At 68.2% G+C, this 24,979-nt stretch carries 19 protein-coding genes and 1 riboswitch; of the genes, 11 read left to right on the top strand and 8 right to left on the bottom strand.

Going from position 1 to position 24,979, the window contains the following annotated elements; all coding sequences use genetic code 11:
• Position 1: 1 nt before the first annotated feature.
• Positions 2-2,599 (bottom strand): AAA family ATPase, encoded by a 2,598-nt coding sequence (locus KB874_RS07780; protein WP_212536006.1) that lies wholly within the window; start codon positions 2,597-2,599, stop codon positions 2-4.
• Positions 2,596-3,726, bottom strand: coding sequence for a metallophosphoesterase family protein (locus tag KB874_RS07785; protein WP_212536007.1), 1,131 nt, complete (start codon positions 3,724-3,726; stop codon positions 2,596-2,598). The genes KB874_RS07780 and KB874_RS07785 overlap by 4 nt, the downstream gene beginning before the upstream one ends.
• Positions 3,727-3,976: 250 nt before the next feature.
• A riboswitch (guanidine-I (ykkC/yxkD leader) is annotated at positions 3,977-4,087 on the top strand.
• Positions 4,088-4,180: 93 nt separating this feature from the next.
• Between KB874_RS07785 and KB874_RS07790 the strand changes: the two genes are divergently transcribed.
• The 5 genes from KB874_RS07790 to KB874_RS07810 are packed head-to-tail and all read left to right on the top strand — an operon-like array spanning position 4,181 to position 8,517.
• Positions 4,181-5,236, top strand: a complete 1,056-nt coding sequence (locus tag KB874_RS07790; RefSeq protein ID WP_212536008.1) for a putative urea ABC transporter substrate-binding protein — start codon at positions 4,181-4,183, stop codon at positions 5,234-5,236.
• A gap of 22 nt (positions 5,237-5,258) precedes the next feature.
• The gene (locus KB874_RS07795) at positions 5,259-6,071 is read left to right on the top strand and encodes an ABC transporter permease (protein ID WP_212536009.1); all 813 of its coding nucleotides are present in this window, start codon (positions 5,259-5,261) and stop codon (positions 6,069-6,071) included.
• The gene (locus tag KB874_RS07800) at positions 6,068-6,835 is read left to right on the top strand and encodes an ABC transporter ATP-binding protein (RefSeq protein WP_212536010.1); all 768 of its coding nucleotides are present in this window, start codon (positions 6,068-6,070) and stop codon (positions 6,833-6,835) included. Before KB874_RS07795 ends, KB874_RS07800 begins: the two co-directional genes overlap by 4 nt.
• A complete protein-coding gene (locus KB874_RS07805) occupies positions 6,816-8,060 on the top strand; it encodes an agmatinase family protein (protein ID WP_212536011.1) in 1,245 nt (414 codons plus the stop codon). The genes KB874_RS07800 and KB874_RS07805 overlap by 20 nt, the downstream gene beginning before the upstream one ends.
• Positions 8,050-8,517, top strand: a complete 468-nt coding sequence (locus KB874_RS07810) for a hypothetical protein (protein ID WP_212536012.1) — start codon at positions 8,050-8,052, stop codon at positions 8,515-8,517. The genes KB874_RS07805 and KB874_RS07810 overlap by 11 nt, the downstream gene beginning before the upstream one ends.
• A 259-nt stretch (positions 8,518-8,776) precedes the next feature.
• Here the strand turns inward: KB874_RS07810 and KB874_RS07815 are convergent, their stop codons facing one another.
• Together KB874_RS07815 and KB874_RS07820 are read right to left on the bottom strand one after the other, a co-directional pair.
• Positions 8,777-11,155 (bottom strand): YbcC family protein, encoded by a 2,379-nt coding sequence (locus KB874_RS07815; RefSeq protein ID WP_249200329.1) that lies wholly within the window; start codon positions 11,153-11,155, stop codon positions 8,777-8,779.
• Between the two features lie 20 nt (positions 11,156-11,175).
• Complete coding sequence (locus KB874_RS07820) at positions 11,176-12,729, bottom strand: proton-conducting transporter transmembrane domain-containing protein (RefSeq protein WP_212536013.1); 1,554 nt, start codon at positions 12,727-12,729, stop codon at positions 11,176-11,178.
• Positions 12,730-12,829: 100 nt separating this feature from the next.
• On the opposite strand from KB874_RS07820, the gene KB874_RS07825 reads away from it, so the two are divergent.
• Complete coding sequence (locus KB874_RS07825; RefSeq protein ID WP_212536014.1) at positions 12,830-13,711, top strand: LysR family transcriptional regulator; 882 nt, start codon at positions 12,830-12,832, stop codon at positions 13,709-13,711.
• A 3-nt stretch (positions 13,712-13,714) separates the two neighbouring features.
• Here KB874_RS07825 and KB874_RS07830 read toward each other — a convergent pair whose 3' ends face one another.
• From KB874_RS07830 to gabT, 4 genes are all read right to left on the bottom strand, one after another.
• On the bottom strand, positions 13,715-14,269 hold the full coding sequence (locus tag KB874_RS07830; protein WP_212536015.1) for a carboxymuconolactone decarboxylase family protein: 555 nt from the start codon (positions 14,267-14,269) through the stop codon (positions 13,715-13,717).
• Positions 14,266-15,891: an FMN-binding glutamate synthase family protein gene (locus KB874_RS07835; protein WP_212536016.1), complete on the bottom strand. Its 1,626-nt coding sequence runs from the start codon at positions 15,889-15,891 to the stop codon at positions 14,266-14,268. Before KB874_RS07835 ends, KB874_RS07830 begins: the two co-directional genes overlap by 4 nt.
• Before the next feature lie 2 nt (positions 15,892-15,893).
• Positions 15,894-17,213, bottom strand: coding sequence for an aspartate aminotransferase family protein (locus KB874_RS07840; RefSeq protein ID WP_212536017.1), 1,320 nt, complete (start codon positions 17,211-17,213; stop codon positions 15,894-15,896).
• Positions 17,214-17,321: 108 nt separating this feature from the next.
• Positions 17,322-18,725, bottom strand: a complete 1,404-nt coding sequence (gabT, locus tag KB874_RS07845) for a 4-aminobutyrate--2-oxoglutarate transaminase (protein WP_212536018.1) — start codon at positions 18,723-18,725, stop codon at positions 17,322-17,324.
• Between the two features lie 176 nt (positions 18,726-18,901).
• On the opposite strand from gabT, the gene KB874_RS07850 reads away from it, so the two are divergent.
• From KB874_RS07850 to KB874_RS07870, 5 genes are all read left to right on the top strand, one after another.
• Complete coding sequence (locus KB874_RS07850) at positions 18,902-19,471, top strand: cupin domain-containing protein (RefSeq protein ID WP_212536019.1); 570 nt, start codon at positions 18,902-18,904, stop codon at positions 19,469-19,471.
• Positions 19,472-19,642: 171 nt separating this feature from the next.
• Positions 19,643-20,605 carry a TAXI family TRAP transporter solute-binding subunit gene (locus KB874_RS07855; protein WP_212536020.1) on the top strand — a complete coding sequence of 321 codons (963 nt, stop codon included), beginning with the start codon at positions 19,643-19,645 and terminating at the stop codon, positions 20,603-20,605.
• Between the two features lie 101 nt (positions 20,606-20,706).
• Entirely contained in the window at positions 20,707-23,454 is a 2,748-nt protein-coding gene (locus KB874_RS07860; protein WP_212536021.1) for a TRAP transporter permease, read from the top strand.
• Positions 23,455-23,465: 11 nt separating this feature from the next.
• Entirely contained in the window at positions 23,466-23,891 is a 426-nt protein-coding gene (locus tag KB874_RS07865) for a universal stress protein (protein ID WP_212536022.1), read from the top strand.
• 84 nt (positions 23,892-23,975) lie between these two features.
• Positions 23,976-24,944 carry a carbon-nitrogen hydrolase family protein gene (locus tag KB874_RS07870; protein WP_212536023.1) on the top strand — a complete coding sequence of 323 codons (969 nt, stop codon included), beginning with the start codon at positions 23,976-23,978 and terminating at the stop codon, positions 24,942-24,944.
• Positions 24,945-24,979 lie beyond the last annotated feature (35 nt).

Consider the following 24,979-nt stretch of genomic DNA (forward strand, 5'->3'; position numbering starts at 1 on the left):
CTTACCCCGCGCGTTCGAGGTGCAGTAACCGCCCGCCCAGCTCGCGAAAGGCGCGCTGGCGGCAGGTCAGCACGAGAATTTGCAAATCGCCCGCCTGCCGGTGCAGCGCGGTGAACATCCGTTCGATCCGGTCATCGTCGGTAAAGACCAGCGCATCGTCCAGGATCACCGGCGCGGGCCGCCCGGCCTTTGACAGCATCCGCGCAAAAGCCAGCCGCACCAGCAGCGCCAACTGCTCCTGCGTGCCGCCCGACAGGATGTCGACGGTTTCCTCCTGGCCGGCGCGGATCAGCGCTCGGGGCAGCAGCGTGTCCTGTTCCCAGGCGAGGTCGGCCTCGGGCCAGAGCAGTTGCAACAGCGGACGCAGTTCCTGCGCGACCGGCGCGAAATAGCGCTCGCGCGCCGCGCCGCGCGCCGCGTCCAGCGCCGCGTCGAGCCTTGTCAGAACGGCCACCTCGTGTTCGATCCGGGCCAGGTCGGCGCGGGCAGCCTCCAGCGCCTGCGCGGTTTCGGCCAGCCGTTCCTCGACCGCCTCGCCGGAACTGCGCGCGATGCGTTCCTCCAGCCGCGCGATCTGCGGCTTGAGCCGGGCGATTTCCGCCTGCGCGGTCTCGGCGATCGAGTCGGCACGGCTCAGCTCGGCGGCGGTGGTGCCGAGATCGGGTGCAGCGCGCAGGCGGTCGGCATGGACCGCCTCGGCTGCGGCGAGGGCCTCGGCCGCGCTCCGCATCTCCTGCACCAGCGCCTCGTCCGAGACATCGCCCAGCCGCGCCACGGCCTCGGCCGCGCGGGCGGCACGGGCTTGGGCGGCGCCGTGGGCGGCCTCGGTCCCGGCGGCGGCGCTGCGCGCGCCTGACAGGCGCTCGGCGGCCAGGTCATGCGCCAGGCGCGCGGTGTCGTGGTCAGAGCGGGCCTGCCGTTCGGCCGCCTCCGCGGCGGTCGGGTCGGGCAGGTCGCTGTCCTCCTCGGCATCGGGGATGCGCGCCAGCGCCTCTCGCAGCGCGTCGATGCCGTCGGGGGCCAGCGCGGTCAGCCGCGCCTGCGCCTCGGCGTGACGGCGCGTGGCGGCGTCGCGGGTCGCGGCGGCGGCGCGCGCGGCCTCGAGCGAGGGCGCGGCGATCCGGTCCAGCGCTTCGCGCAGTGCGCTCTCGGCGCTCTCGACACTGTCGCCGGCATCACTGCCGCCGGGGCGGATTTCCAGCGTGCCGACGCCCGCGATGGTCAGCCGTGTTGCGCGGGGCAGGGGCAAGGCCCGCCCGCCGGGCAGGGCGGCGCCCTCCAGCAGGATGCGCCCCTCGGCGCCCGCATCATAGGTCGCCACGATCTGCGTCGCCGCCGCGTCACGCGCCGCGCGGGCAGAGGCCAGCGCGCCCGCCAGCGCCTCGAGCCGATGTAGCGCCTTGGCATCGGGGCCGATGCGCGCCTCGGCTCCGGCCTGTTCCATCGCGTCGCGCGCGGCGTCGGCCTGCGCGATGCGTTCGGCCAGTTCGCGGCGGCGCTCAGCCCCGTCGCGGGCAGCCTGCGCGCGCTCGGCGCGGCGGCGGGTTTCCTGAGCGGCGGTCAGCGTCTGTTGCGCCTGTTGTAGCGCGGCCTCGGCCATGTCACGGGTGGCCTGCGCCTGCTCCAGTTTGGCGCGACGCTCGGCCAGGGCCTGGGCCGCGCGGGTGGCCTCGGCCCCGGCTGCCTGCGCCTCGTCCCGCGCGGCGCGGAAATCGTCCAGCCGGCGGTTCGCGGCGGTTACGGCCAGCCGGGACATGCCGACCTTTTGCGCGGCGGCTTCGACCGTCTCGGCATGGCGCAGCGCGGCTTGATGGGCGGCGCGCGCGGTGTCGAGCCGCTTGCTGCGCGCCGCGACCGCATCCGGCGCCTCGAGCGCGCGCAACTCGGCGCGGGCGCGCTTGCGTTCATCCAGCGCGGTGTGCAGGTCGCGCGCGGTCTCGGACAGTGCGGCATGGTCTGCCTCGAGTCTTGCGACCTCGTCCAGCGCGGCCTTCCACGGCCCGCCGGTCCGGGGGCTGCCTCGACCGGTCGTTGCATAGCGCGCCAGATCCTCGCGGACGCGTGCGAGGGCGGCATCCATGCGCCGCCCGCCGGTCATCGCCTCGACCTCGTCCCCGACCGAGGACATGAGGTCGCGCCGCGCCTCGAGCGCCTGCCTTTCCTCCTTGCCGGAACCCTCGGCCAGCGTGGTCAGCCCCTGCCGCACCCAGATCAGCCCCGACGGCCCGCCCGGCGCGCCACCCAGAATTCCGGCGATCCACGCCTCGGCCTCGTCCGACTGGGCGATCAGCCGGTCGCCGCGATGCACCGTGGCCGTTGGCCTCGACAGCCAGCGCTTCGACAGGGTGAACCGGCCCTCGCCGGTCTCGATCTCGACCGCGATCTCGGGCGCGCCGCCGGCATGGGGGCGCAGCGCCTTGATCTCCTTGTCGCTCGATCCATGCGGCTTGAAGAACACCGCGTGCAGCGCATCGAACAGGGTGGATTTGCCGGTTTCGTTTGGTTCGGACAGCACGTTCAGCCCGTCGGCGATGCCGTCGATCCGCACCGGATCGGTAAAGCGGCGGACATTGGTCAGGGTGATGGCGCGCAGTTTCATGCGGTGCCCTCGCTGACATAGGCGTGCAGGCGGGCCAGCGCGTCCTGCGCGATGCGGCGGTCCGTCGCGCCCAGGGTTTCCGAGGCGGCCTCGTCGCGCAGTGCCTCCGCGGCCATGCGCAGCGCGCCCGCTCGGTCGATCTGCTCGAGGTCGGCCTCGTCCGATTGCAGGCGCAGCGCGTCCGTGACCAGGTCGAAATGGGCGAATTCCGCGCCGGCCCGCCCAGCCGCGCGCAGCAGGTCCAGGCGGTCCGAAAGGGTGGCCCAGCCGGTGGCCGCGATGCGTAGCAGCACGTCGCGCCGCCCCGTGGCGGGCAGGACGGCGGACAATGCCGCGCCCGCATCCTGCCCGGGATGCAGCGGAACATCCGCCTCGGCCCAGAGGAACTGGCCGGTCTCCACCTCGGTGACGCGCGGGGGCGCGCCGGGCCCGTCGATCGCCACCGACAGGCAGACGCCGCGCCGTCCGTGGCGGAACCGGTCCTGTTCCGGGCTGCCAGAATAATGCACCCGGTCGGATACCGCCATGCGCCCGTGCCAATCGCCGAGTGCCAGGTAATCCAACCGTGCGGACCGGTCGCGGTCGGGTGCGATCAGTTCGCCGCTTTCGGTGAAATCGGTAATGCCGCCATGAGCCAGACCGATGCGCAGCGCGCCCTCGGGACTGGGCATTGTAACGAGTGCTTCTGTCGGGTCGGAGCCCGTGGCGCGCCAGGCGACGGGGCAGGGCAGCAGCGTCGCAACCTCTGCCAGCGGCTGGGGGTCGGCATCGCGAATGGCGCGCACATTGGCTGGGCCATCCTGCGTGATCGTCTGCCACAACGGTTCGGCATCGCGCAGGTTGTCGTGGTTGCCGGGGAGCAACCACCAGGTCACGCCCGCGGCCTCGGCCATCGCCGCCAGCGCCTGCCGGATCACCGGGGCCGAGGGCGTGGCCGTGTCGAACGTGTCGCCCGCCAGCAGGACATGGGCCGCGCCGGCATCCCGCGCCGCCTGCGCCAGCTTGCCGATGGCGCCATGCCGCGCCTCCATCAGGCGGCCACGGATATTGCTGTCCTCGGGCTGGGGGATGTTGGCGAATCTCCGGCCCAGGTGCAGGTCGGAAGCGTGGATGAATCGGAAACTCATGGAACCTGTCGCGTTTCGGGGTGAAGCGGATCGGCGTCAGGAAAGGCGCCGGGGCAGGTGAAGTCAAGCGGGGCGGGCGCAGGTCATGCCCAAGGGGGACAGGTTTTGTCACCTTGCTTCATACCAGTTGCGCCCATGTTTTGAGCGTTGATGGGCTGGGTGCCCGAAAAACGATCCATTGCCCTGCGCCAGGCGACGCAAAGGCGCCCTTTTGTTGGCCGCCGCCGGCCACCCGGCGCAGCCTGATGACAGGCAGGGTACCTAGGGTTCCGCCCATGCATGGCATGGGGTCCGGTCCGAGAGGCACCATCGGCGCGGCAAACTCCGCGCCGATACACGGCGGGGCAAAATCCCGGGAGATGACTGCACCAGACGCGGCCGGCCTCTCCATGTTCCGCCCCGGCCGTCTGGTCCCTGGCATTCGGGCGGAACACCGGACAAGAGGGGACGACCCATGACTGCAAGGACACTTCTGGCCGCGACGACCGCGTTGAGCCTTCTGGCGGGCCTGCCCGCGATGGCGCAGGAAAAGACCGAATTCCGTGTCGCCTGGTCGATCTATGTGGGCTGGATGCCCTGGGGCTATCTTGACGACTCGGGGATCATGGACAAGTGGGCCGAGAAATACGGCATCGACGTCGAGATCGTGCAGATCAACGATTACGTCGAGTCGATCAACCAGTACACGGCGGGCGCTTTCGACGGCGTGACGGCGACCAACATGGATACGCTGTCGATCCCCTCGGGCGGCGGCGTCGACACGACCGCGCTGATCGTGGGCGACTTCTCCAATGGCAACGACGCGGTGATCCTGAAGGGCGAGGGCGGGCTCGCCGATCTGGCGGGCAAGCCGGTGAACCTCGTGGAACTGTCGGTCTCGCATTACCTGCTGGCACGGGCGCTGGACAGCGCAGGGCTCTCCGAGGCCGACCTCGCAGGCGTCATCAACACCTCGGACGCCGACATGATCGCGGCCTATGCGACCGACGACGTGCAGGCGGTGGTGACGTGGAACCCACTGGTCTCCGCCATCATGGAAGAACCGGGCGCGAACAAACTGTTCGACAGCTCGGACATTCCGGGCGAGATCATCGACCTGATGGTGGTCAATACCGAGACGCTGGCCGCCAATCCCGATTTCGGCAAGGCGCTGGTCGGCGCCTGGTACGAGGTCATGGGCTTGATGGCGGCGGGCGACGAGGCGGTTCTGACCGAGATGGCAGAGGCCTCGGGCACCGATCTGGACGGCTACAAGTCGCAGCTGGCCAGCACGCAGATGTTCTACGACCCGGCCGAGGCGGTGGCCTTTACCCAGGGCGCCGAACTGCCCTCGACCATGGTGACGGTCGCGGAATTCCTGTTCGACAAGGGCATCCTGGGCGAAGGCGCGCCGAGCGCGGATTTCGTCGGCATCTCCTATCCCGACGGTTCGACCACGGGCGACGCGAACAACGTCACCTTCCGGTTTGACACGACCTACATGCAGATGGCCGCCGACGGCGCGCTGTAAGCTCACGCGAGAGGGGGGGGCGATGCGCTGGATCAACCGCAGGCCGGGCGCGGCTTTGGCCGCCTTCCTGGCGCTGGTGCCGTTTGCACTGGCGCTGGCGGCCTACATGATCGGTTCGGACATGCGGCTGGCGGTGAACCCGTCGGACAAGCTGCTGCCCGCCCCCTCCAGCATCGTGGATACCGCCCTGCGGCTGTTCACCGAACCCGACCGCCGCAGCGGGCGCATCCTGCTGTGGCACGACACGCTGGCCAGCCTGCAACGGCTGGCGCTGGGCGTCGGTATCTCGGCGGGCCTTGCGACGGCCTTCGGCCTGCTCATCGGGCTCTTGCCGCATGTTCGGGCGACGCTGGCCGGGTTCGTCGGCGTGCTGTCGATGATCCCGCCGCTGGCGGTGCTGCCAATCCTGTTCATCGTCTTCGGCCTTGGCGAGCTGTCCAAGGTCGTCCTCATCGTCATCGGCATCCTGCCGTTCCTGATCCGCGACCTCAGCCAGAGGGTGCTGGAAATCCCACGCGAGATGATCGTCAAGGCCGAGACGCTGGGCGCCTCGACCTCTGTCATCGCCCTACGCGTGGCGCTGCCGCAGTTGATGCCGCGCCTGTTGCAGGCGGTGCGGCTAAGCCTTGGCCCCGCCTGGCTGTTCCTGATCGCGGCCGAGGCCATCGCCAGCGACCAGGGGCTGGGCTATCGCATCTTCCTTGTCCGCCGCTACCTCGCGATGGACGTGATCCTGACCTATGTCGCGTGGATCACCCTGCTGGCGGTCATCATGGACCTCGCCCTGCGGGCGCTGTCGCGCCGCGCCTTCCGCTGGACGGAGACCGCGCTGTGAGCTTCGTCACCGTCGACAACGTGTTCCAGAGCTACGGCACGCGGCCGATCCTCGAACGTGTCAGCGTCGAGGTGAAGGAGGGCGAGTTCATCTCGATCGTCGGCGCCTCGGGCTGCGGCAAGTCCACCTTCCTGCGGCTGTTGCTGGCGCAGGAGACGCCCTCTCGCGGGGAAATCCGCGTGGCGGGACAACCGCCTGCGCGCGAACCGGGGCTGGATCGCGGCGTGGTGTTCCAGAAATACTCGGTCTTTCCGCACATGACCGTGCGCGAAAACGTGGTTGCCGGCGAAAGCCTGCGCCGCCCTTGGGGCCGCTTCTTCGGCAAGGAAAAGGTAGAGGCGCGCAAGCGGGCCGACGAGACGCTGGCGCGCATCGGGCTCGACCACGTGGCCGACGCCTATCCGGCGACGCTGTCGGGCGGCATGCAGCAGCGGTTGGCCATCGGGCAGGCGCTGGCCGCGCGGCCGCGCATCCTGCTGCTGGACGAGCCCTTTGGCGCACTCGACCCCGGCACGCGCCTGTCGATGCATGATTTCCTGCAGGACCTGCGGCGCGACACCGGCATGACCGTCTTCATGGTCACGCATGACCTGTCCGAGGGCTTCAAGCTGGGCGACCGCGTTCTGGTCTTCGACAAGCCGCGCTGGGATCCGCACGACCCGAACGCCTACGGCGCCACCATCACCTACGACTTCGACGCCCGAAACGGCGGCATTCCCTACCAGACCATCGAGGAGGACACCCATGTTCTGCGCCCCGCGTGACCGATCACGCTCTCACCACCCGGCCGACAGGCCTCTGACCGAGGCCCGCGCCCACCATCCCGACCTGTCCCGTCTGCGAGGCTGGAAGGCGATGAAGGCCGAGGCCGACCTGCCCGAGGGCCGCTGGGACGAGGAACGCCGCTGGGCGCTGCGCATGGGCCTGACCGGCGCCGACAGCATCGACGACAAGTCCATCCCCACATTTGCGCGGGGCGAGTTGCCGCATTACGCCGGCATCAACACCTTTCTCAAGGCGCCCTATGCCGAGGACGTGCTGGAGGTCGCCAACTATGACGCGACCGTGCTGGGCATCCCCTTTGACGGCGGCACCACCTATCGCCCCGGCACCCGTTTTGGCCCGCAGGGCGTGCGCAAGATCAGCGCGCTTTACACGCCCTACAACTACGAGATGGCGGTGGACCTGCGCGAGCAGATGACGATGTGCGACGCGGGCGACGTGTTCACGATTCCCGCGAACATCGAAAAGAGCTTTGACCAGATCAGCCGCGCGGTGAGCCACGTGTTTTCCTCCGGCTCGCTTCCGATCATGATCGGCGGCGACCATTCCATCGGCTTCCCCTGTGTGCGCGGCATCGCGGAATGCACCAGCAAGAAGATCGGCATCGTGCATTTCGACCGCCATGCCGACATCCAGGAAAAAGACCTGGACGAGCGGATGCACACGACGCCCTGGTTCCACGCCACTAACATGCCCAACGTCCCGGCCAAGAACCTTGTCCAGATCGGCATCGGCGGTTGGCAGGTGCCGCGCGAGGCGGTGAAAGTCGCGCGAGACCGCGAGACCAACATCATCACCATGGGCGACATGGAGAAGATGGGCATCGACAAGACCGCCGAGATGGCGCTGGAGATGGCCTGGGACGGGGTCGACATGGTCTACATGTCCTTCGACATCGACAGCATCGACTGCGGTTTCGTCCCCGGCACCGGCTGGCCCGAACCCGGCGGCTTCCTGCCGCGCGAGGCGTTGGCGCTGGCGTCCAAGGTCGCGGCCGAGGGGATCTGCGGCATGGAACTGGTCGAGGTCTCGCCGCCCTACGACACCTCTGACATCACGGCGCTGATGGGAACGCGGGTCATCGTCGACGTGCTGGGCAGCCTTGTCGCCTCGGGCAAGATGGGCGCGCACAAGCGGCATATCGACAAGCCCGTGACCATCCCGCATGGCCAGTTCGAGGGAAAGAGGTGGTCCAATGCCACATGATCACCCGCACCACGGCGACCATCACCACCACCACCACGATCACGACCACCCGCACGGCGCGGGACACAACCACGCGCATCCCGACCACCTGCATTCCCACATGCACAATGGCGACGACGCGGCGGACCTGCAGGTGCTTGCGACGCAGTTCATCGATGGTTTCGTGCAGGCGGCGGACAAGACCAGTTATCTCAAACTGGCGGGCGTGCCGTTCGAGCGCCCGGGGCGCGGCGGCGCCAAGGCGCTGAAACTGGTAGACGTATCGCTCCAGACCGAATGGCAGGTCGGCACGGCCTCGCCGTCCTTCGGCTCACGCGAACTCAGCTACCTGCCGTTCCCCGGCGCGATGGTGCGCGAGCGGACCAACATGTCGCTGATCTACGTCTCGATGGACGAGAAGAGCGTGCTGGACCTGCGCGACTTCCTGGCTCAGCGGAAGGCCGAGATCGAGCGCTGACCTGTGTGCAGACTTTGGCCCGGGCGACCAGCCCGGGCCGCGCCTGTCCGGGGCTTCGCCCGTTTGTCACTCAAACGCGCCACTGGCGCGTTTGCCGCCTGCGCGGTTCGCTCCAAACCCCTCCCCCCGGGAGGGCGCATTGGCGATGGCAGTCACCGCACATCCGGCCTGCGGGCTTTCGGGATAAACCGCTGATCACAAGCGTTTTAAAGCGCCCACCCAGGATCGGGCGCGGCCCTCCGCGCCCTTTCCCTGTGCCTCACGCCGCCTGCGCGAACCCCGCCGCCTCGAACCCCGAACCGGGCCGATAGCGCGCCGTCATCTTGCCGTCCTTGAGCGCAAACAGATGCAGCCAGCCGTTGTCGAAGAGCTTGGCCAGATCCGGGTGTTTCTTCAGAACCCCAAGGATCGCCTCTTCCGGCGCCTCGACCAGCACCGACAGGCGCAGCGGCTCATGCGCGGCTTTCTCGCCATCATGCACCGCCTGCCACGGCAGACCGGTCCGCAGCCGCCCGCCATTGCCCTCGACCACGCCGATCCCGCCGGTCACGTTGTGGATCAGCTTGTTGCCGCCGCCGAAGACCTGCGGCGCGACGGTCGAGCCGTAGTATTGCAGGCTGATCCAGCTGGCGACGACAACCGGCGCGGTCAGGATCGTTTCCAGTGTCGCGAAGCCCTGATCCGTCGTCCAGTCGTAGCTGTGCAGGAAGGCACGGCCGCCCAGGTCGGCTCCGGCACTCTGCCCGCGCGGGGCGGCGATGAAGGCGGCGCAACCGGCAAGACCCCATTCCGGGCGCGGCTCGGCCCAGCCTGTGGCCCGCTCGGCCAGCGTCGCGGCCTGCGCGCCGGGCAGGCGGGCCGCGCGTTCGGTCCGCGCGATCCGGCCTGCCCGGGACATCCAGGCCTTCGCCTGCTTCACGGCCTCGGCATGCTCGGGTGCCGCGTGATCGGGATACAGCGCGATCTCGTCGCTTGCCGTGTCGTGCAGGCCGGCGAGGAACAGCGTGTCGGCCGGCACGTCGATGCCATGCGCAGGCAGGGCGGCGCGCGTCGCAGGATCGTTCAGCAGCGCGGCCAGAAGCCGGGCCGAGACCTCGCCCGTGTGCCCGCCGCACGCGCCGCAGTGATAGGCGCTTTCATGCGGGTTGTTCACCACGCCCGAGCCATGCCCCAGCAGCAGAACCAGCGGCGCGTGCCCCTTGGTGATGCCCATGCCGGTCAGGATCGCGGCGGCGAGTTGCGCCCGTGCCTCGACGGAAAGCTCGTCCGACAGTTTCGGCGCGGGGGACGTGGCCTTGTTCTTCTTCAGACCCAGCGAGTCCGCCACCAGCTTGGCGCCATACATTGGCCCCGCAGCCTCGACGAAGGCAAAGGACGACACCGCCGCCTGCCGGAACCGGCCCCAGGCCCGCGTCGCCCGGGCGGCGATCCGCGCCTCGAAATCGGCCTTTTCCGGAGCGGCGGCGCAGGAATTCAGCGCGGGTTTCAGCAGCACCGGCAGATGTGCCTCGACCACGTCCGAGCCGTGATTGCGATGACCCAGCGCCAGGCCGAAGAAGCCGGCAAAGCCGATCGTCGCGATGCCGGGATCCTGCGCTTCCAGCGCCCGGCGGAACACCTCGGAGCGCACGTCGATGCAGAAGGCGGCCTGCAGCGCGGGCCGGTCGGCCCCGGCCACGGGCTGCGCCGAGGCCAGCGTCGCCGCCAGCCGACGCTGGTGGGCCCGGTCGGCTGCGTCCTGCAGGATCGCGTCGATCACCATGTCGGGCGAGGGCGCGACGGGCGCCGCGTGCTGTCCGACCGCCTCGGCCCAGGCCTTGGCCACACCCGGAACATGCGCCAGCAGCGCCTCCTCCCAGACCAGCCGGATCGCCAGCATTGCGGCCAGCGTGTTGTCGGTTTCGCCGTCCAGTTCCGCCTGCCACAGCAGCCAGCGCCCGTGCTGCGCCCAGCCGCCGAGGTCCATCAGCAGCCGGTGATAGACGGACTGCGCGGCGTCGTCATGCAGTCCCAGATGCTCGGAGGCGCGCAGGATCGCCCGTTCCGCCAAGTCCGGCGCACCGGCGACATGGGCGCAGAAGCCCTTCAGCCCGGCGATTTCCGGCGTCAGGTCGCGGCTGGCCCAGCCTTGCCACGCGGTGTAGGCGTTCTGCCCCGGCGCGGGCGTCCACAGCGCCTGGCCCCGGTCGAACTGTCCTGCGGCCCAGAGGCCAAAGGTGCGCGCGATGATCTCGGGCCAGTCGGTGCCGGTGGCCTGTGCGGCCAGGTCCGCAACCGTGGGCAGGGCCTGCGGCGCGGGGGCGTCTGCCTGGGCCTTGGCCTTGAGCGTGCCGAGGTCGATGGGCTTCATGGGCGAGGTGCTGCAGAACAGCGCGTCGGCGAGGTCCTCGTCGGTGATCCGGCCGGCAGCCATGGCGGCCGCATACTCGGCCCGCTTGCGCGTCAGGACGACGCCCGCGACCCGCGCCAGCCGCGCCGAGGCGGTGGCAAGGTCGTCGCCCACATGGCCCAGCACCGGGTTCACGGCGACGGTCGCCTCCAGCGGAAAGGCGGGCGGGATGGCGCGGCAGGCGGCCTCGGCGGCGTCGAGAAGGCCCGAGATGCGGGCCGGGGCGATCTGGCTGTGCTTGAGGAACATGTCTTGACCCTTCCCGCTTTTCAATTGGTCTTGGTGGTCTTGAACCCGCCGATCAGGCGGTCGAGCAGCGCATTCAGATAAAGCCCGTTGGCGACATGCACCCGCAGGCCGGTCGTGGCCGGGTGATGCGCCCAGAGGGGGAAGAGCGCCTGCGCCACGGCGACCGTGCCGAAGGACAGCACCGCCAGAACGATCAGCGCCCATTCCAGCGGCCCCGCGACAGGCGCGTCGGGCAGCATCGGCCCCCAGGCGGCGTTGGCGACCTGCTGGAAGACGAAATAGGCGATGGCGGCGGCGAAGGACGCCTTGGCGGTGCGCCGCGTCAGGTCGGCGGGCGCGGCATCGGCCAGCCCTTGGGCGATCAGGTAGGCCACGCCGAAGATCAGCATCGCGCCCAGTGCCAGCGCCTGCGGCGACTTTGCACCGACCAGCGCGATGAAGCCGGTGGCGACCACGCCATACAGCAGCAGCGCAAGGGCAAAGGCACGGGCCACGGCGCTCAGGTTGGGCACCGCAACCGGGCCAGGTCGCCGGATAGAGGCCACGGCCTTGACCGCGCCACCCGAGGACAGGAAGGCGTGCGCCTTGTACAGCGAATGCGCCACGATATGCAGCAGCGCCAGCGCCCACAGGCCAAGCCCGCATTGCAGCAGCATGAATCCCATCTGCGCCACGGTGGACCACGCCAGCGCCGTCTTGACCCCGCTTTGCGCCAGCATCACGACCGCGCCGAACAGGGCCGTCAGGCCGCCCAGCATCACCAGCGCGGCCATCGCGCCGGGGCTGGCCTGCACCGCGTCGGCCATACGGATCAGCAGCACGCCGCCGGCGTTCACGATGCCCGCATGCAGCAGGGCCGAAACGGGCGTCGGCGCCTCCATCACCTCGGTCAGCCAGCCATGCAGTGGGAAGGCGGCGGTTTTCAGCGCGGCGGCCAGCACCAGGGCTGCGACCGCGCCATGGGCGGCGGCGGGCAGCGCGCCCTCACGCGCCATCGTAGTCACTGTGGCGATGTCGGTCGCGCCCCAGGCCGCCCATAACAGGACCGCAGCCAGCGCCAGCGCAACGTCGCCCGCATGCCAGACCAGCGAGAACTTGGTCGCGGCCCGCCGTGCCTCGGGCCGGTCGGGGTAGAACAGCAGGAGTTGCCGTAGCAGCACGCCGATCGTGGCGAAGGCCAGGATCATCAGCGGCAGGCTGCCCGCCTGCACCAGCAGCAAGACCGGGGCCAGCGTGGCCAGCATGAGTCCGTGGAACGTGCCCTCGCGCGCCTCACCGTCCAGGTAGTTGCGCGCATACCGCATGACGACCCAGCCGATGAAGGCCACCAGCAGCGCCAGCGTCGCGCTGACGGCATCGGCGCCCAGAACCAGCGCGCCGGCGCCGCGCGTCACCGGGCCCGTGGCGATCACTTGCAGCAGGCCCAGACCGGCCATCGCCAGCGCCGCCAGCGCGGCGGTTTCCGACAGGCGAGGCAGGGCGCCCGGGCGGCGGCCCGGGCGCGCCAAGGCCAGAGCGGCCACGGCCAGCAGGACCAGCGGGGCGAGAAAGCTCAGGGGCAGGGTGATCGGCATCGCGTTTCTCCGGTTCTGACGGGTTGAGCGGTGACATAGCCCTTGCCGACATTTCCGAAAAATACATATATTCTATGCAATCGTTCTATTGAGTAGAATAATGGCCGCGCTCAACCTGCATCACCTGCGCCTTTTCCGCGCCATTGCCCGCGACGGTACGCTGACCGGCGCGGCGCGTGCGCTCAATCTGTCGCAATCGGCGCTGTCGACGCAGATCAAGGCGCTGGAAGACTCGCTGGGCCATGCCCTGTTCGAGCGGCGGGGGCGGGGCCTGATCCTGACCGAGGCGGGGCGCATCGCGCTGGACCATGCCGAGGTGATCTTTCGCACCGCCGAGGATCTGTCGGCCACGCTCAGCGAAAGCGGGGGCGCGCGGCGGGCGCTGCGGGTGGGGGCGCTGGCGACGCTGTCGCGGAACTTTCAGTTGGGGTTTCTTGCGCCGCTGATCGGGCGCGGGGATGTGGAGATCGTGCTGCGGTCCGGCACGCAGGGCGAACTCTTGCGCGGGCTCGACGCGCTGGCGCTGGACGTGGTGCTGACCAACCTCGTCCCGGCGCGGGACGCGGCCAGCCCCTACCTGGTGCAGCGCCTGTCGGAACAGCCCGTCGGCCTGATCGGGCGGCCCGCGCGGGCGGGTGGCACCCTGACCGAGTTGCTGGCGACGCAGCCGCTGATCCTGCCCACGCCGGAATCCGCCCTGCGCGCCGCCTTCGACGCGATGGTGGGGCGGCTGGACGTCGTGCCGCGCATCGCGGCCGAGGTCGACGACATGGCGATGATCCGCCTTCTGGCGCGCGAGGACGCTGGGCTTGCCGTCATCCCGCCCATCGTGGTGCGCGACGAACTGGCCTCGGGTCTGCTGGTGGAATGCGCCCGGCTGGAGGGCATCCGCGAGGTGTTCTGCGCCGTCACCCTGCAACGGCGCTTTCCCAACCCGCTGCTGGCCGACCTGCTGCAAGCAGGGGCGGATCGGGGCGGCTGAGGGCTAGGGGGCGAAGGGCCGGTCGCGCAGCGCCTGCGCCACATCCTCGTCCAGCGGGGTGCCGAAGGAATTGAGCGTGTAGCCCAGCACCGAGTAGAAGCCCACGGTGGCGATCAGGTCGAACATCGCCGCCTTTCCCAACCCCTCCACCAGCGCCGAGATCGTCGCGGGCGTCAGCGCGTGTGCGTCGAAAAGCTCGTCCACGGCGCGGGCGACCAGCGCATCGGTCGTGTCCATCGCGTCGAGCGGCCCAGCGCAGGATGCGATCCGCGCATCGCTCAGCCCGCGCGCGCGGGCCCGCTCGATATGCTGGTTCCACTCATAGGACGAGCCCAGCCGGTGCCCGGTGCGCAGGATCGCCACCTCGGACAGTTGCGGGCCAAGCGCAGTCCGGTTCACCACGTGTTCGCGCAGCGGTCTCCAGGCGCGCAGTAGGTCGGGGTGGTGCGCCATGACGCGGTAGACGTTGAGCCGCCCGGCAAAGCCCGCGCGCATGTCGGCGACCGCCTCGGGCCATGCCGCGTCGGAGAGCGGTGGGAAATCCGCCGGCCCGCTCATGCGCCGCGCCGCGTTTCGGTGTCGAAGGGCTGGAAACTGTCCGCCGCCGAGCGGCGCCACCGCTTGCGGTAGCCTTTCTCGTCGTCCTCGCCGTCGGTCAGCAGAAAGCCCTCGGGCATATAGGGATAGATCTCGTCGCCGGTGACCATCGTCCGCTCACCCTCGCGCAGAAGCAGGTGGAAGGGCAGGAATTCGCCCGGGTGCAGCAGACCCGCGGCAGAGGTCAGTTCGCCCACGGCATGCATCGTGTTCTTGTGGAAACTGGCCACGCGCTGGGCCTTGTCCGGCACCACGAGGGCGCGGGCGCGGCGCGGGTCCTGCGTCGCCACGCCCACCGGGCAATGGTTCGTGTGGCAGGCCTGTGCCTGGATGCAGCCCACCGCGAACATGAAGCCGCGCGCCGAATTGGCCCAATCCGCGCCCAGCGCGATGGCCTTGAGGATCGCAAAGGACGACACCAGCTTGCCCGAGGCGCCGATCTTGACCCGGTCGCGCAACCCTGCGCCACGCAGCGTGTTGTGGGCAAAGGTCAGCCCCTCGACCAGCGGCATGCCCATGTGGTCGGCGAATTCGACGGGGGCGGCGCCAGTGCCGCCCTCTTTCCCGTCGATGACGATGAAGTCGGGGACGATGCCGGTTTCCAGCATCGCCTTGACCATGCACATGAATTCCCGCCGGTGCCCGATGCACAGCTTGAAGCCCACCGGCTTGCCGCCGGACAGGTCACGCAGGCGGCCGATGAATTCCATCATCTCGATCGGGGTCGAGAATTCCGGGTGCGAGGCGGGCGAGATGCAGTCCTGTCCCATCGGAACGCCGCGCGCCTCGGAAATCTCGGGCGTGATCTTGGCGCCGGGCAGCATGCCGCCATGGCCGGGCTTGGCGCCCTGGCTCATCTTCAGTTCGATCATCTTGACCTGCGGGTCGGCGGCCTGTTCGGCAAAGCGCACCGGGTCGAACCGCCCGTCAGCCGTGCGGCAGCCGAAATAACCCGATCCGATTTCCCAGATCAGGTCGCCGCCGCCCTCGCGGTGATAACGGCTGATGCCGCCCTCGCCCGTGTCATGGGCAAAGCCGCCGGCCTTGGCGCCCTTGTTCAGGGCGAGGATGGCGTTGCCCGAGAGCGCGCCGAAACTCATCGCCGAGATGTTGAACAGCGAGATGTCGTAGGGCTGTTTGCAGTCCGGACCGCCGATGGGCACGCGAAAGTCGAAACTGTCGATCTTCGTCGGCTGGGCGGAATGGGTCAGCCATTCATATCCCGCGTCATAGACCCGGCGGCGCGTGCCAAAGGGGCGCTTGTCCTCGACGCCCTTGGCGCGCTGGTAGACCAGGCTGCGCTGCTCACGCGAGAACGGCTCCTCGTCGGCGTCGCTTTCGATCAGGTATTGCCGGATCTCGGGGCGGATCCCCTCGAACAGAAAGCGCATGTGCCCGAGCACCGGGTAGTTGCGCAGGATCGAATGGTGGGTCTGGGTGACGTCGTATACGCCGATCGCCGCCAGAAATCCGAACACCGCGACGCCGATCAGGAACCACGGGTTGAACAGCGCCAGCGCCAGCGAGACGATGGTCAGGGCCACGGAAAAGACGAAGACCGAGAAGCGGTTGAGTTGCAGCATGGTCAGATCACCGCAGCGATGGCGCGGGACAGCTTGTCGGTGAGTTCGTCCAATTGATCGTCCTCGATGATGAAGGGCGGGGCCAGCAGGATGTGGTCGCCGCGCCGCCCGTCGATGGTGCCCGACATGGGATAACAGATGAGTCCTTGCTCAAAGCTTGCTTTCTTGATTTTTCCCGCGACCCCCAGCGACGGATCGAAGGGCTCCTTGGTGGCGCGGTCGGCCACCAGTTCGATTCCCCGGAACAGCCCGCGCCCGCGCAGGTCGCCCACATGCGGGTGCTGGCCGAAACGATCCTCGAGCCGGTCCATCAGCTTGTCGCCCTGGTCGCGCACCCGTGCCACCAGGTTGCGGTCCAGGATCGAGCCCACCACCGCCAGCCCGCAGGCCGCCGCCGTGGGGTGGCCGATATAGGTATGCCCATGCTGGAAGAAGCCTGATCCCTGCTCGATCGCGGTATAGATCTCATCGGTGCAGAGCATCGCGCCGATGGGCTGGTATCCAGCGCCCAAACCCTTGGCGATGCAGGCGATATCCGGCGCGATGCCATCCTGCTCGCAGGCGAACAGGCTGCCGGTGCGACCCATGCCGCACATGACCTCGTCGAGGATCAGCAGCACGCCGTATTGGTCGCAGATCTCGCGGATGCGCTTGAAATAGCCCGGTGCGGGGGCCAGCGCGCCCGCCGTGGCGCCGACCACGGGTTCCGCCATGAAGGCCATGACCGTCTCGGGGCCAAGGCGCAGGATCTCGTCCTCCAGCGCCTGCGCGGCGCGCAACCCGTAATCCTCGAGGCTCTCGTTGTCGCGCCTCAAGCGGTATTCATAGCAGGGGTCGATGTGGCTCATGTCCAGCAGCAGCGGCCCGAACTGCGCGCGGCGCCATTCGTTGCCGCCCGCGGACAGCGCGCCGATGGTGTTGCCGTGATAGCTCTGCTTGCGGGCGATGAGTTTCGCGCGTTGCGGTTCACCCTTTTCGACCCAGTATTGCCGCGCCAGCTTGATCGCCGCCTCGGTCGCCTCGGACCCGCCCGACACCAGGTAAACCCGGTCGAGCCGGCCGGGCGCGTTGGCGATCAGCAGGTCGGCCAGCTTTTCAGCCGGTTCCGAGGTGAAGAAGCCGGTATGCGCAAAGGCCAGGTGTTCGACCTGCGTCTTGATCGCGTCGATCACGGTGGAATCGGAATGTCCCAGACAGGACACCGCAGCGCCGCCCGAGGCGTCCAGGTACCGCTTGCCCGACGCGTCGACCAGGTAACAGCCGTCACCTGCGACGGCGACGGGGGGCTGCTGGCGGGTGTGGCGGGGAAAGACATGCGACATGGGACGGCCTCCTATCCGTTTCGTGGCAGGACGGACCCAGTCTAAGGGGGAAACCGGTGCCGGTCCAACAGGCGGCGCGGAAATGGCCCGCACCGCCTTGGGATCACGTCACTCGGCGGCGTGGCGCAGCTCGGCTGCGATGGCGTCGGACAGGGCCGCTTCGAAGATGGCCAGGCCTTCCTCGATGATCGCGTCCGAGGCGGTCAGCGGCACCATGATGCGCACCGCGTTGCCATGCATCCCGCAGGACAGCAGGATCAACCCGCGCTTGAGCGCGTGGGCGATCACCGACTTGGTGAGGGCACCGTCGGGCGTGGCGCTGTCGAAATCGGTCACGAACTCGACCGCGAGCATCGCGCCCAGGCCGCGGATGTCCCACATCCGGTAGGGGGCCACGCGGGCGCCCATGTCGGCAAAGCGGGCGCGCATCGACTCGCCCAGAGCGGTCGAGCGGGCCAGAAGCCCCTCGGTTTCGATGGCATCGATGGCCGCGAGCGCCGCGGCGCAGGCCACCGGGTTGCCGCCATAGGTGCCGCCCAGGCCGCCCGGATCGAGCGCGTCCATCACGTCGGCGCGGCCGATCACGCCGGCGATGGGATAGCCGCCGGCCATCGACTTGGCGCAGGTGATGAGATCGGGCACGACGCCGGAATGCTGGATGGCGAACCATGCGCCGGTGCGGGCGAACCCGGCCTGGATCTCGTCCGAGATCAGCAGGATGCCGTGCTTGTCGCAGATCGCGCGCAGCGCCTGCCACATCTCGGTCGGGACGGGGTGATAGCCGCCTTCGCCAAGCACCGGCTCGAGGATGATCGCGGCCACGCGGTCGGGCTGGGCGTCGGTCAGGAACAGGGTTTCCAGCGCGCGGATCGAATCCTCGACGGTGATCCCGGCGCGGGCATCGGGGAAGGGCGCGCGGAAGATGTCGGAGGGGAAGGGGCCCACATCCTTCTTGTAGGGGTTGACCTTGCCGGTCATGCCCAGCGTCAGCAGCGTACGGCCGTGGTATCCGGCGGTGAAGGCGATGACGCCCGGGCGCTTGGTATAGGCGCGGGCGATCTTCACCGCGTTTTCAACGGCTTCCGCTCCGGTCGTGACCAGCAGCGTCTTCTTGGCGAAATCGCCCGGCGCGAGCGCGTTCAGCTTTTCGGCCAGCGCGACATAGGGCTCATACGGCACCACCTGGAACGAGGTGTGCGTGTAGCGGTCTTCCTGCGCCTTGGCGGCGGCGATCACGCCAGGGTGACGGTGGCCGGTGTTCAGCACGGCGATACCGCCTGCGAAGTCGATGTAGCGGTTGCCCTCGACATCCCACAGTTCGGCGTTCTCGGCGTGGCTGGCAAAGACCGGCGCGGCCGAGGCGACCCCGCGCGGCACGGCGGCCTGGCGGCGGGCCAGGAGCGCGGCGTTGGTCTGCGCGGCAGTCGTTGAGACGACGGCGGGGCGCTTGGCCGCGGCGGCCGTCGTCTTCTTGCTGGAACGGCTGCGGGGCTTGGCTGTCTTGGTGGTCATGGCCGGGCTCTCCTGTCGGCAAGGGCGTCAAATATGTTTATCGCGTGACGAGTTTACTTGTCAATTATGGCGTCATGTCGCCGAATTATTGAGCAAAAACAATAATTGATAAAGCGGCTTGACCTATGCACCCTTTGCCTGCCAAGTTTTCTTTACAAGTTGACAAGAGAATCAGGATGGATATCGGCGGACGTTTGCGGGCGATCAGAGAGTCACGAGGCATGTCCCAAAGGGATCTGGCGGGACGCGCCGGCCTGACCGGGGCGGCGATCTCGCTGATCGAGCAGAACAAGTCGAGTCCGTCGGTCGCGTCGCTGAAAAGCCTGCTCGATGCGATCCCGATGACGATGTCCGAGTTCTTCTCGGAGGTCGAGGTATCCGGCGCCCCGCGCTACTTCTACAGCGCGGGGGAATTCACAGAGCTGTCGCCGCAGGAGATCGGCCTTGGCTCGGGCGCGGCGCGTGTCTCGCTGCGCCAGGTGGGCGATGCTTCGCGCCACGCGTTGCAGATGCTGCACGAGACCTACCCGCCGGGCGCCGATACCGGCCCCGACATGCTGGAGCACGAGGGCGAGGAATGCGGGATCGTCATCTCGGGGATCATCGAGGTGACGGTGGCCGACCAGATCCGGGTTCTGAACCCGGGCGACGGATACCTGTTCGACAGCCGTTTGCCGCACAGGTTCCGCAACATCGGGGGGGCGGTCTGCGTGATCGTGAGTGCCTGCACCCCGCCAAGCTTCTGATGCGGGCCAGGCCCGCGCGGATCAGGGATCGCGTCGCAAACGGCGCATGCGATGTCGTAATCATGTATTTGTGTTGCGTGATTGGGGAACCTTGTTACCCTGTCAGCGTTAACGCCTTCGGACAGCGCTTTGCCGAAGAAACAAGAACCAAGCGCAGGAAAGGGAGAAAACATGCATAATTTCACGAAGGCGGCCCTGGCTGCCGCACTGTCGGTTTCCGCCACGATGACCGCCGCACAAGAGCGGTTCATCACCATTGGCACGGGTGGCCAGACGGGCGTCTACTACGTGGTCGGCCAATCGATCTGCCGTCTCGTCAACCGCGGCACCGCCGAGCACAACCTGAAATGCACCGCCCCCTCCACGGGCGGGTCGATCGCCAACATCAACGCGATCAAGGCGGGCGACATGGACATGGGCGTGGCCCAGTCCGACTGGCAGTATCACGCCTACAACGGCAGCTCGCAGTTCGAGGGCGACAAGTTCGACAACCTGCGCGCGGTCTTTTCCGTGCATGGCGAGCCCTTCACCGTCGTGGCGCGCGCCGATTCCGGTGTGACCACCTTCGACGACCTGTTCGGCAAGCGGGTGAACGTGGGTAACCCGGGCTCTGGCCAGCGCGCCACGATGGACGTGGTGCTGGAGGCGATGGGCAAGACGTCGGATGACTTCGCCCTGGCCTCCGAGCTGAAGCCCGCCGAACAGTCCGCCGCTCTGGGCGACAACAAGGTGGATGCGATCATCTACACTGTGGGCCATCCGAACGGCTCCATCCAGGAAGCGACCTCGACCGTCGATGCCCGGCTGGTCAGCGTGACCGGCGAAGCGATCGACAAGCTGGTGGCCGACAACCCGTATTACGCCAAGGCGATCATTCCCGGCGGGCTCTATGCCGGCAATGACGCGGATACCGAGACTTTCGGCGTCAAGGCGACCTTCGTGACCTCGGCCGACGTGCCCGAGGACGTGGTCTATACGGTGGTGAAGGCAGTGTTCGACAATTTCGACCGCTTCAAGGGCCTGCACCCGGCTTTCGCCACGCTGCAGGAAGCCGACATGATCTCGGCCGGTCTCAGCGCACCGCTGCACCCGGGCGCCGAGAAGTACTACCGCGAGCGCGGCTGGATCCAGTGATCCCCGCCACCTGAGACTTGCCGCGGTCCCGGTTCGCCCGGGGCCGCGGCTCAAGGCCCGATGCGAACAAGAACAGGGCCGCCAGCTAACAGGGGGACGCCATGAGCGACAAGACGCAGACTGCCGCGGCAAACGGCAACGGGGGGCTGAGCCAGGCCGAGATCGACGAAATGGTGGCAGCCGCGGATACCGGCGGGCGCGTGCCCAGCCCGGCCATCGCGAAGTTCATCATGATCGTCGCGATCATCTGGTCGCTGTTCCAGCTCTGGATCGCCAGCCCGATCCCCTTCATGATCAATTTTGGTGTTTTCAACGACACCGAGGCGCGGTCCTTCCACCTCGCCTTTGCCCTGTTCCTCGCCTTCCTCGCCTATCCCGCCCAGCGCACACCCGTGCAACTGGGGCTGGGGCTGGGGGTGCCGGCGTTGCTGATCGTGCTGTTCATGGTCGGCGCCAAGGAGGGCACCGCAGTCTGGTGGATTCCCATCGTCGGCATCATCGTCATGGCCGCGATCTTTCTCGGCTCTCCCAAGGACCGCGTGCCGCCGTGGGAATGGGCGATGGCCATCGTCGGCGCGGCGACCTCGCTGTATCTCTACTTTTTCTACGATGCGATCGCGACGCGCGTCGGCGCGCCGATAATGCAGGATTTCGTGGTCGCCGTGATCGGCATCCTGATCCTGCTCGAGGCCACGCGCCGCGCGCTTGGCCCGGCGCTGATGATCGTATCGACCGTCTTTCTCGCCTACACGTTCCTTGGCCCAATGATGCCGGGGATCATCGCACACAAGGGCAACTCGCTGTCCGAGGTCGTCAACCACCAGTGGATCACGACCGAGGGCGTCTTCGGCATCGCGCTGGGCGTCTCGACCTCCTTCGTGTTCCTCTTCGTGCTGTTCGGCTCGCTGCTCGACAAGGCGGGCGCCGGCAACTACTTCATTCAGGTGGCGTTTTCGCTGATGGGCCACATGCGCGGCGGACCGGCCAAGGCTGCCGTGGTCTCGTCGGCCATGACGGGCCTGATCTCGGGATCAAGCATCGCCAACGTCGTCACCACCGGCACTTTCACCATCCCGCTGATGAAGCGCGTGGGCTTTTCCAGTGAAAAGGCGGGCGCGGTCGAGGTGGCATCCTCCGTCAACGGCCAGATCATGCCGCCCGTGATGGGCGCCGCGGCCTTCCTGATGGTCGAATACGTGGGCATCCCCTATTTCGACGTGGTCAAGCACGCCTTCGTTCCGGCCGTCATCAGCTACATCGCGCTGGTCTATATCGTCCATCTCGAGGCGATGAAGGCGAACATGCAGGGTCTGCCGCGCGCCGTCGCGCCCAAGCCGCTGGTCGCCTGGTTGATCTCGCTCGCCTTCACCATCGCGGTGATCTGCGCGCTGTCCTTTGCCGTTTATTACGGCATGGGCTGGATCCGTCCCGCATTCGGCGCCTCGGCCGGTTACGTGGTCTTTGTTCTGCTGGTCGCGGTCTATGTCGGCCTGCTTCGCGTCGCCTGCCGCGAGGAGCGGCTCAAGCTCGAAGATCCCAACGCGCCGGTGACGAAACTGCCGCTGCCGGGGCCGACGATCCGCTCGGGCCTGCATTTCCTGCTGCCGGTTGTCGTGCTGGTCTGGGCGCTGATGGTGGATCGCCTGTCGCCCGGCCTGTCGGCCTTCTGGGCGGCGGCCTTCATGGTGTTCATCCTGATCACCCAGCGTCCGATCGAGGCGATCTTCCGGAATGAGGGCAACGTCCCGGGCGCCGTCGCCCAGGGATTCCGTGACCTTCTCGAAGGGCTCGAGGCCGGGGCGCGCAACATGATCGGTATCGGCATCGCCACGGCGACCGCCGGCATCATCGTGGGCGCGGTCAGCCAGACGGGCGTCGGCTCGGCCCTGGCGGACGTGGTCGAGGTGCTGTCGGGCGGCAACATCATGGCGATCCTGCTGCTGACGGCGGTGCTGTCTCTGATCCTCGGGATGGGCTTGCCGACGACGGCCAACTACATCGTCGTCTCGGCGCTGCTGGCACCGGTCATCGTGACGCTGGGCCAGCAGAACGGGCTGATCGTGCCGCTGATTGCGGTGCACCTGTTCGTCTTCTACTTCGGCATCATGGCCGACGTGACACCGCCGGTGGGCCTGGCAAGCTTTGCCGCTGCCGCCGTGTCGGGGGGCGATCCGATCCGCACCGGGGTGGTGGCCTTCTTCTACAGCCTGCGCACCGCCGCACTGCCCTTCCTGTTCATCTTCAACACCGATCTGCTGCTGATCAACGTGGACTGGATACACGGGATATTCGTCTTCATAACGGCGACCATCGCGATGTTGCTGTTCGCGGCGGCGACGCAAGGCTGGTTCCTGACGCGCAACCGCATCCACGAGACGGTGGCGCTGCTGCTGGTGGCCTTCACCCTGTTCCGTCCCGGCTTCTGGATGGACATGGTCGCGCCGCCCTTCGTCGAGGTGCCGCCGGCGCAGATCGAACAGGCGATGGCCGATGCCACGCCCGGCTCTTCGATCCGGCTGACGGTGAACGGGCTGAACGCGGTCGGCGATCCGGTGACCTTCACCGCGCCGCTGACCGTGCCCGAGGGAGCGACGGGGGCCGACCGGCTTCTGGCCACGGGGGTCGAGTATGTCGACAATGCCGGCACGATCATGATCGAGAACGTCACTTTCGGCAGCCCGGCACAAGAGGCCGGCCTCGACTGGGACCAGGAGATCGTTCAGGTCCTGTCGCCCGCACCGCAACCAACCAAGTACCTGATGTATATCCCGGCCCTGCTGCTGCTGGCGGGGGTGGTGCTGATGCAGCGCCGCCGCGGCCAGCCGCAGCCCAAGCAAGCCACGGCGTGAAGGAGCGTAAGATGTTCGACAATGTCCTCTTGCCGATCGACCTGAACCACCCCGCATCCTGGGAAAAGGCACTGCCTATGGCTGCGCGCCTCTGCGGCCCGGCGGGAACGCTGCATGTGTTGGGGATCGTCCACGATCTCGGCGCGGCGGCGGTCGCCTCCTACCTGCCCGCCGGGTTCGAGCAGCACGCGCTGCAACAGATGAAGGCCGATCTTGACGCCTTTGTCGCGAAGGAAGTGCCTGCGGGGGTGCAGGCCCAGGCCCATGTGGAGCACGGCCACGTGGCCGAGCACATCCTGCATGCGGGCCGCGCGGTGAATGCCGACGTGATCGTGATGGCCTCGCACCCGCCGGACGAGTTCATGTCCTTCCTCGTGGGTTCCAACGCGGATCGGGTCGTGCGCCATGCCGACAGGCCCGTCCTGGTGGTGCGCTGAACCGCGCGCCACGCCCGACCAACCTTGCAATGACCCGCGGGGGGCGGCTGGCTGCCGTGTCCTGCTACCGGAGATGACGAGTTTATGACCCCCTTCGCGATCGCTGGCGTGCAGATGCACGTCGCCGCGCTGCATTCCAACGTAGAGGCGATGCGCCACCGGATCGACGTGCTGATGGCGCGCTTTCCGTGGACGCAGATGGTTCTGTTCTCCGAGCTGGCGCCCTATGGCCCGCTCGACAAGTTCGCCCAACCGTTTCCCAACGACGCGCTCTACCAGTTCCAGGAGGACGCGCGCCGCTACGGGATCTGGCTGATCCCCGGCTCGATGTTCGAGAAGACCGAGGACGGGCGCATCCTCAATACCTCGGTGGTGATCAACCCCGAGGGCGAGATCGTGGCGCGCTATTCCAAGATGTTCCCGTTCCGGCCCTACGAGGCCGGGATCAGCGCGGGAACCGAGTTCTGCATCTTCGACGTGCCCGATGTGGGCCGCTTCGGCCTGTCGATCTGCTACGACATCTGGTTCCCCGAAACCACGCGCCAGCTGACCAGCCAGGGCGTCGAGGTGCTGCTGAACCCGGTGCTGACCGGCACCACCGACCGCGATGCCGAACTGGCCATCGCGCGGGCCACCGCGGCGCAGTTCCAGTGCTACGTCTTTGCCGTGAACGGGCTGGCGGCGGGCGGGGTCGGGCGATCCATCGTGGTCGACCCGGCCGCGACAGTCCTGCACCAGTCGGCCGGCCAGGAGGACATGTTCCCCATCGAGGTCGACATGGACATGGTCCGCCGCCAGCGCGAGACCGGCATGAAGGGCCTGGGCCAGGTGCTGAAAAGCTTCCGCGACCGCGACGTCGAGTTCAGCGTCTACGACCGCACCAGCGGCGCGGACAGCTATCTGCACACGCTGGGTCCGCTGGAAATGCCGCGCAAGGGGTCGGTCCGCGGCATCGCCGCATCTGACCCGCGCAGCGCGCTGGGTCACGTGGAACGGCCCGACACGCCGATCCAGAATTTTTCGGTGTTCCACGGCAAGACGGGCGCCGACTGACGACAGTGGGCCGGGACTGAACCGGTCTGACAGGG

Source organism: Thetidibacter halocola, from assembly GCF_018224955.1.
Classification (GTDB): domain Bacteria; phylum Pseudomonadota; class Alphaproteobacteria; order Rhodobacterales; family Rhodobacteraceae; genus Thetidibacter; species Thetidibacter halocola.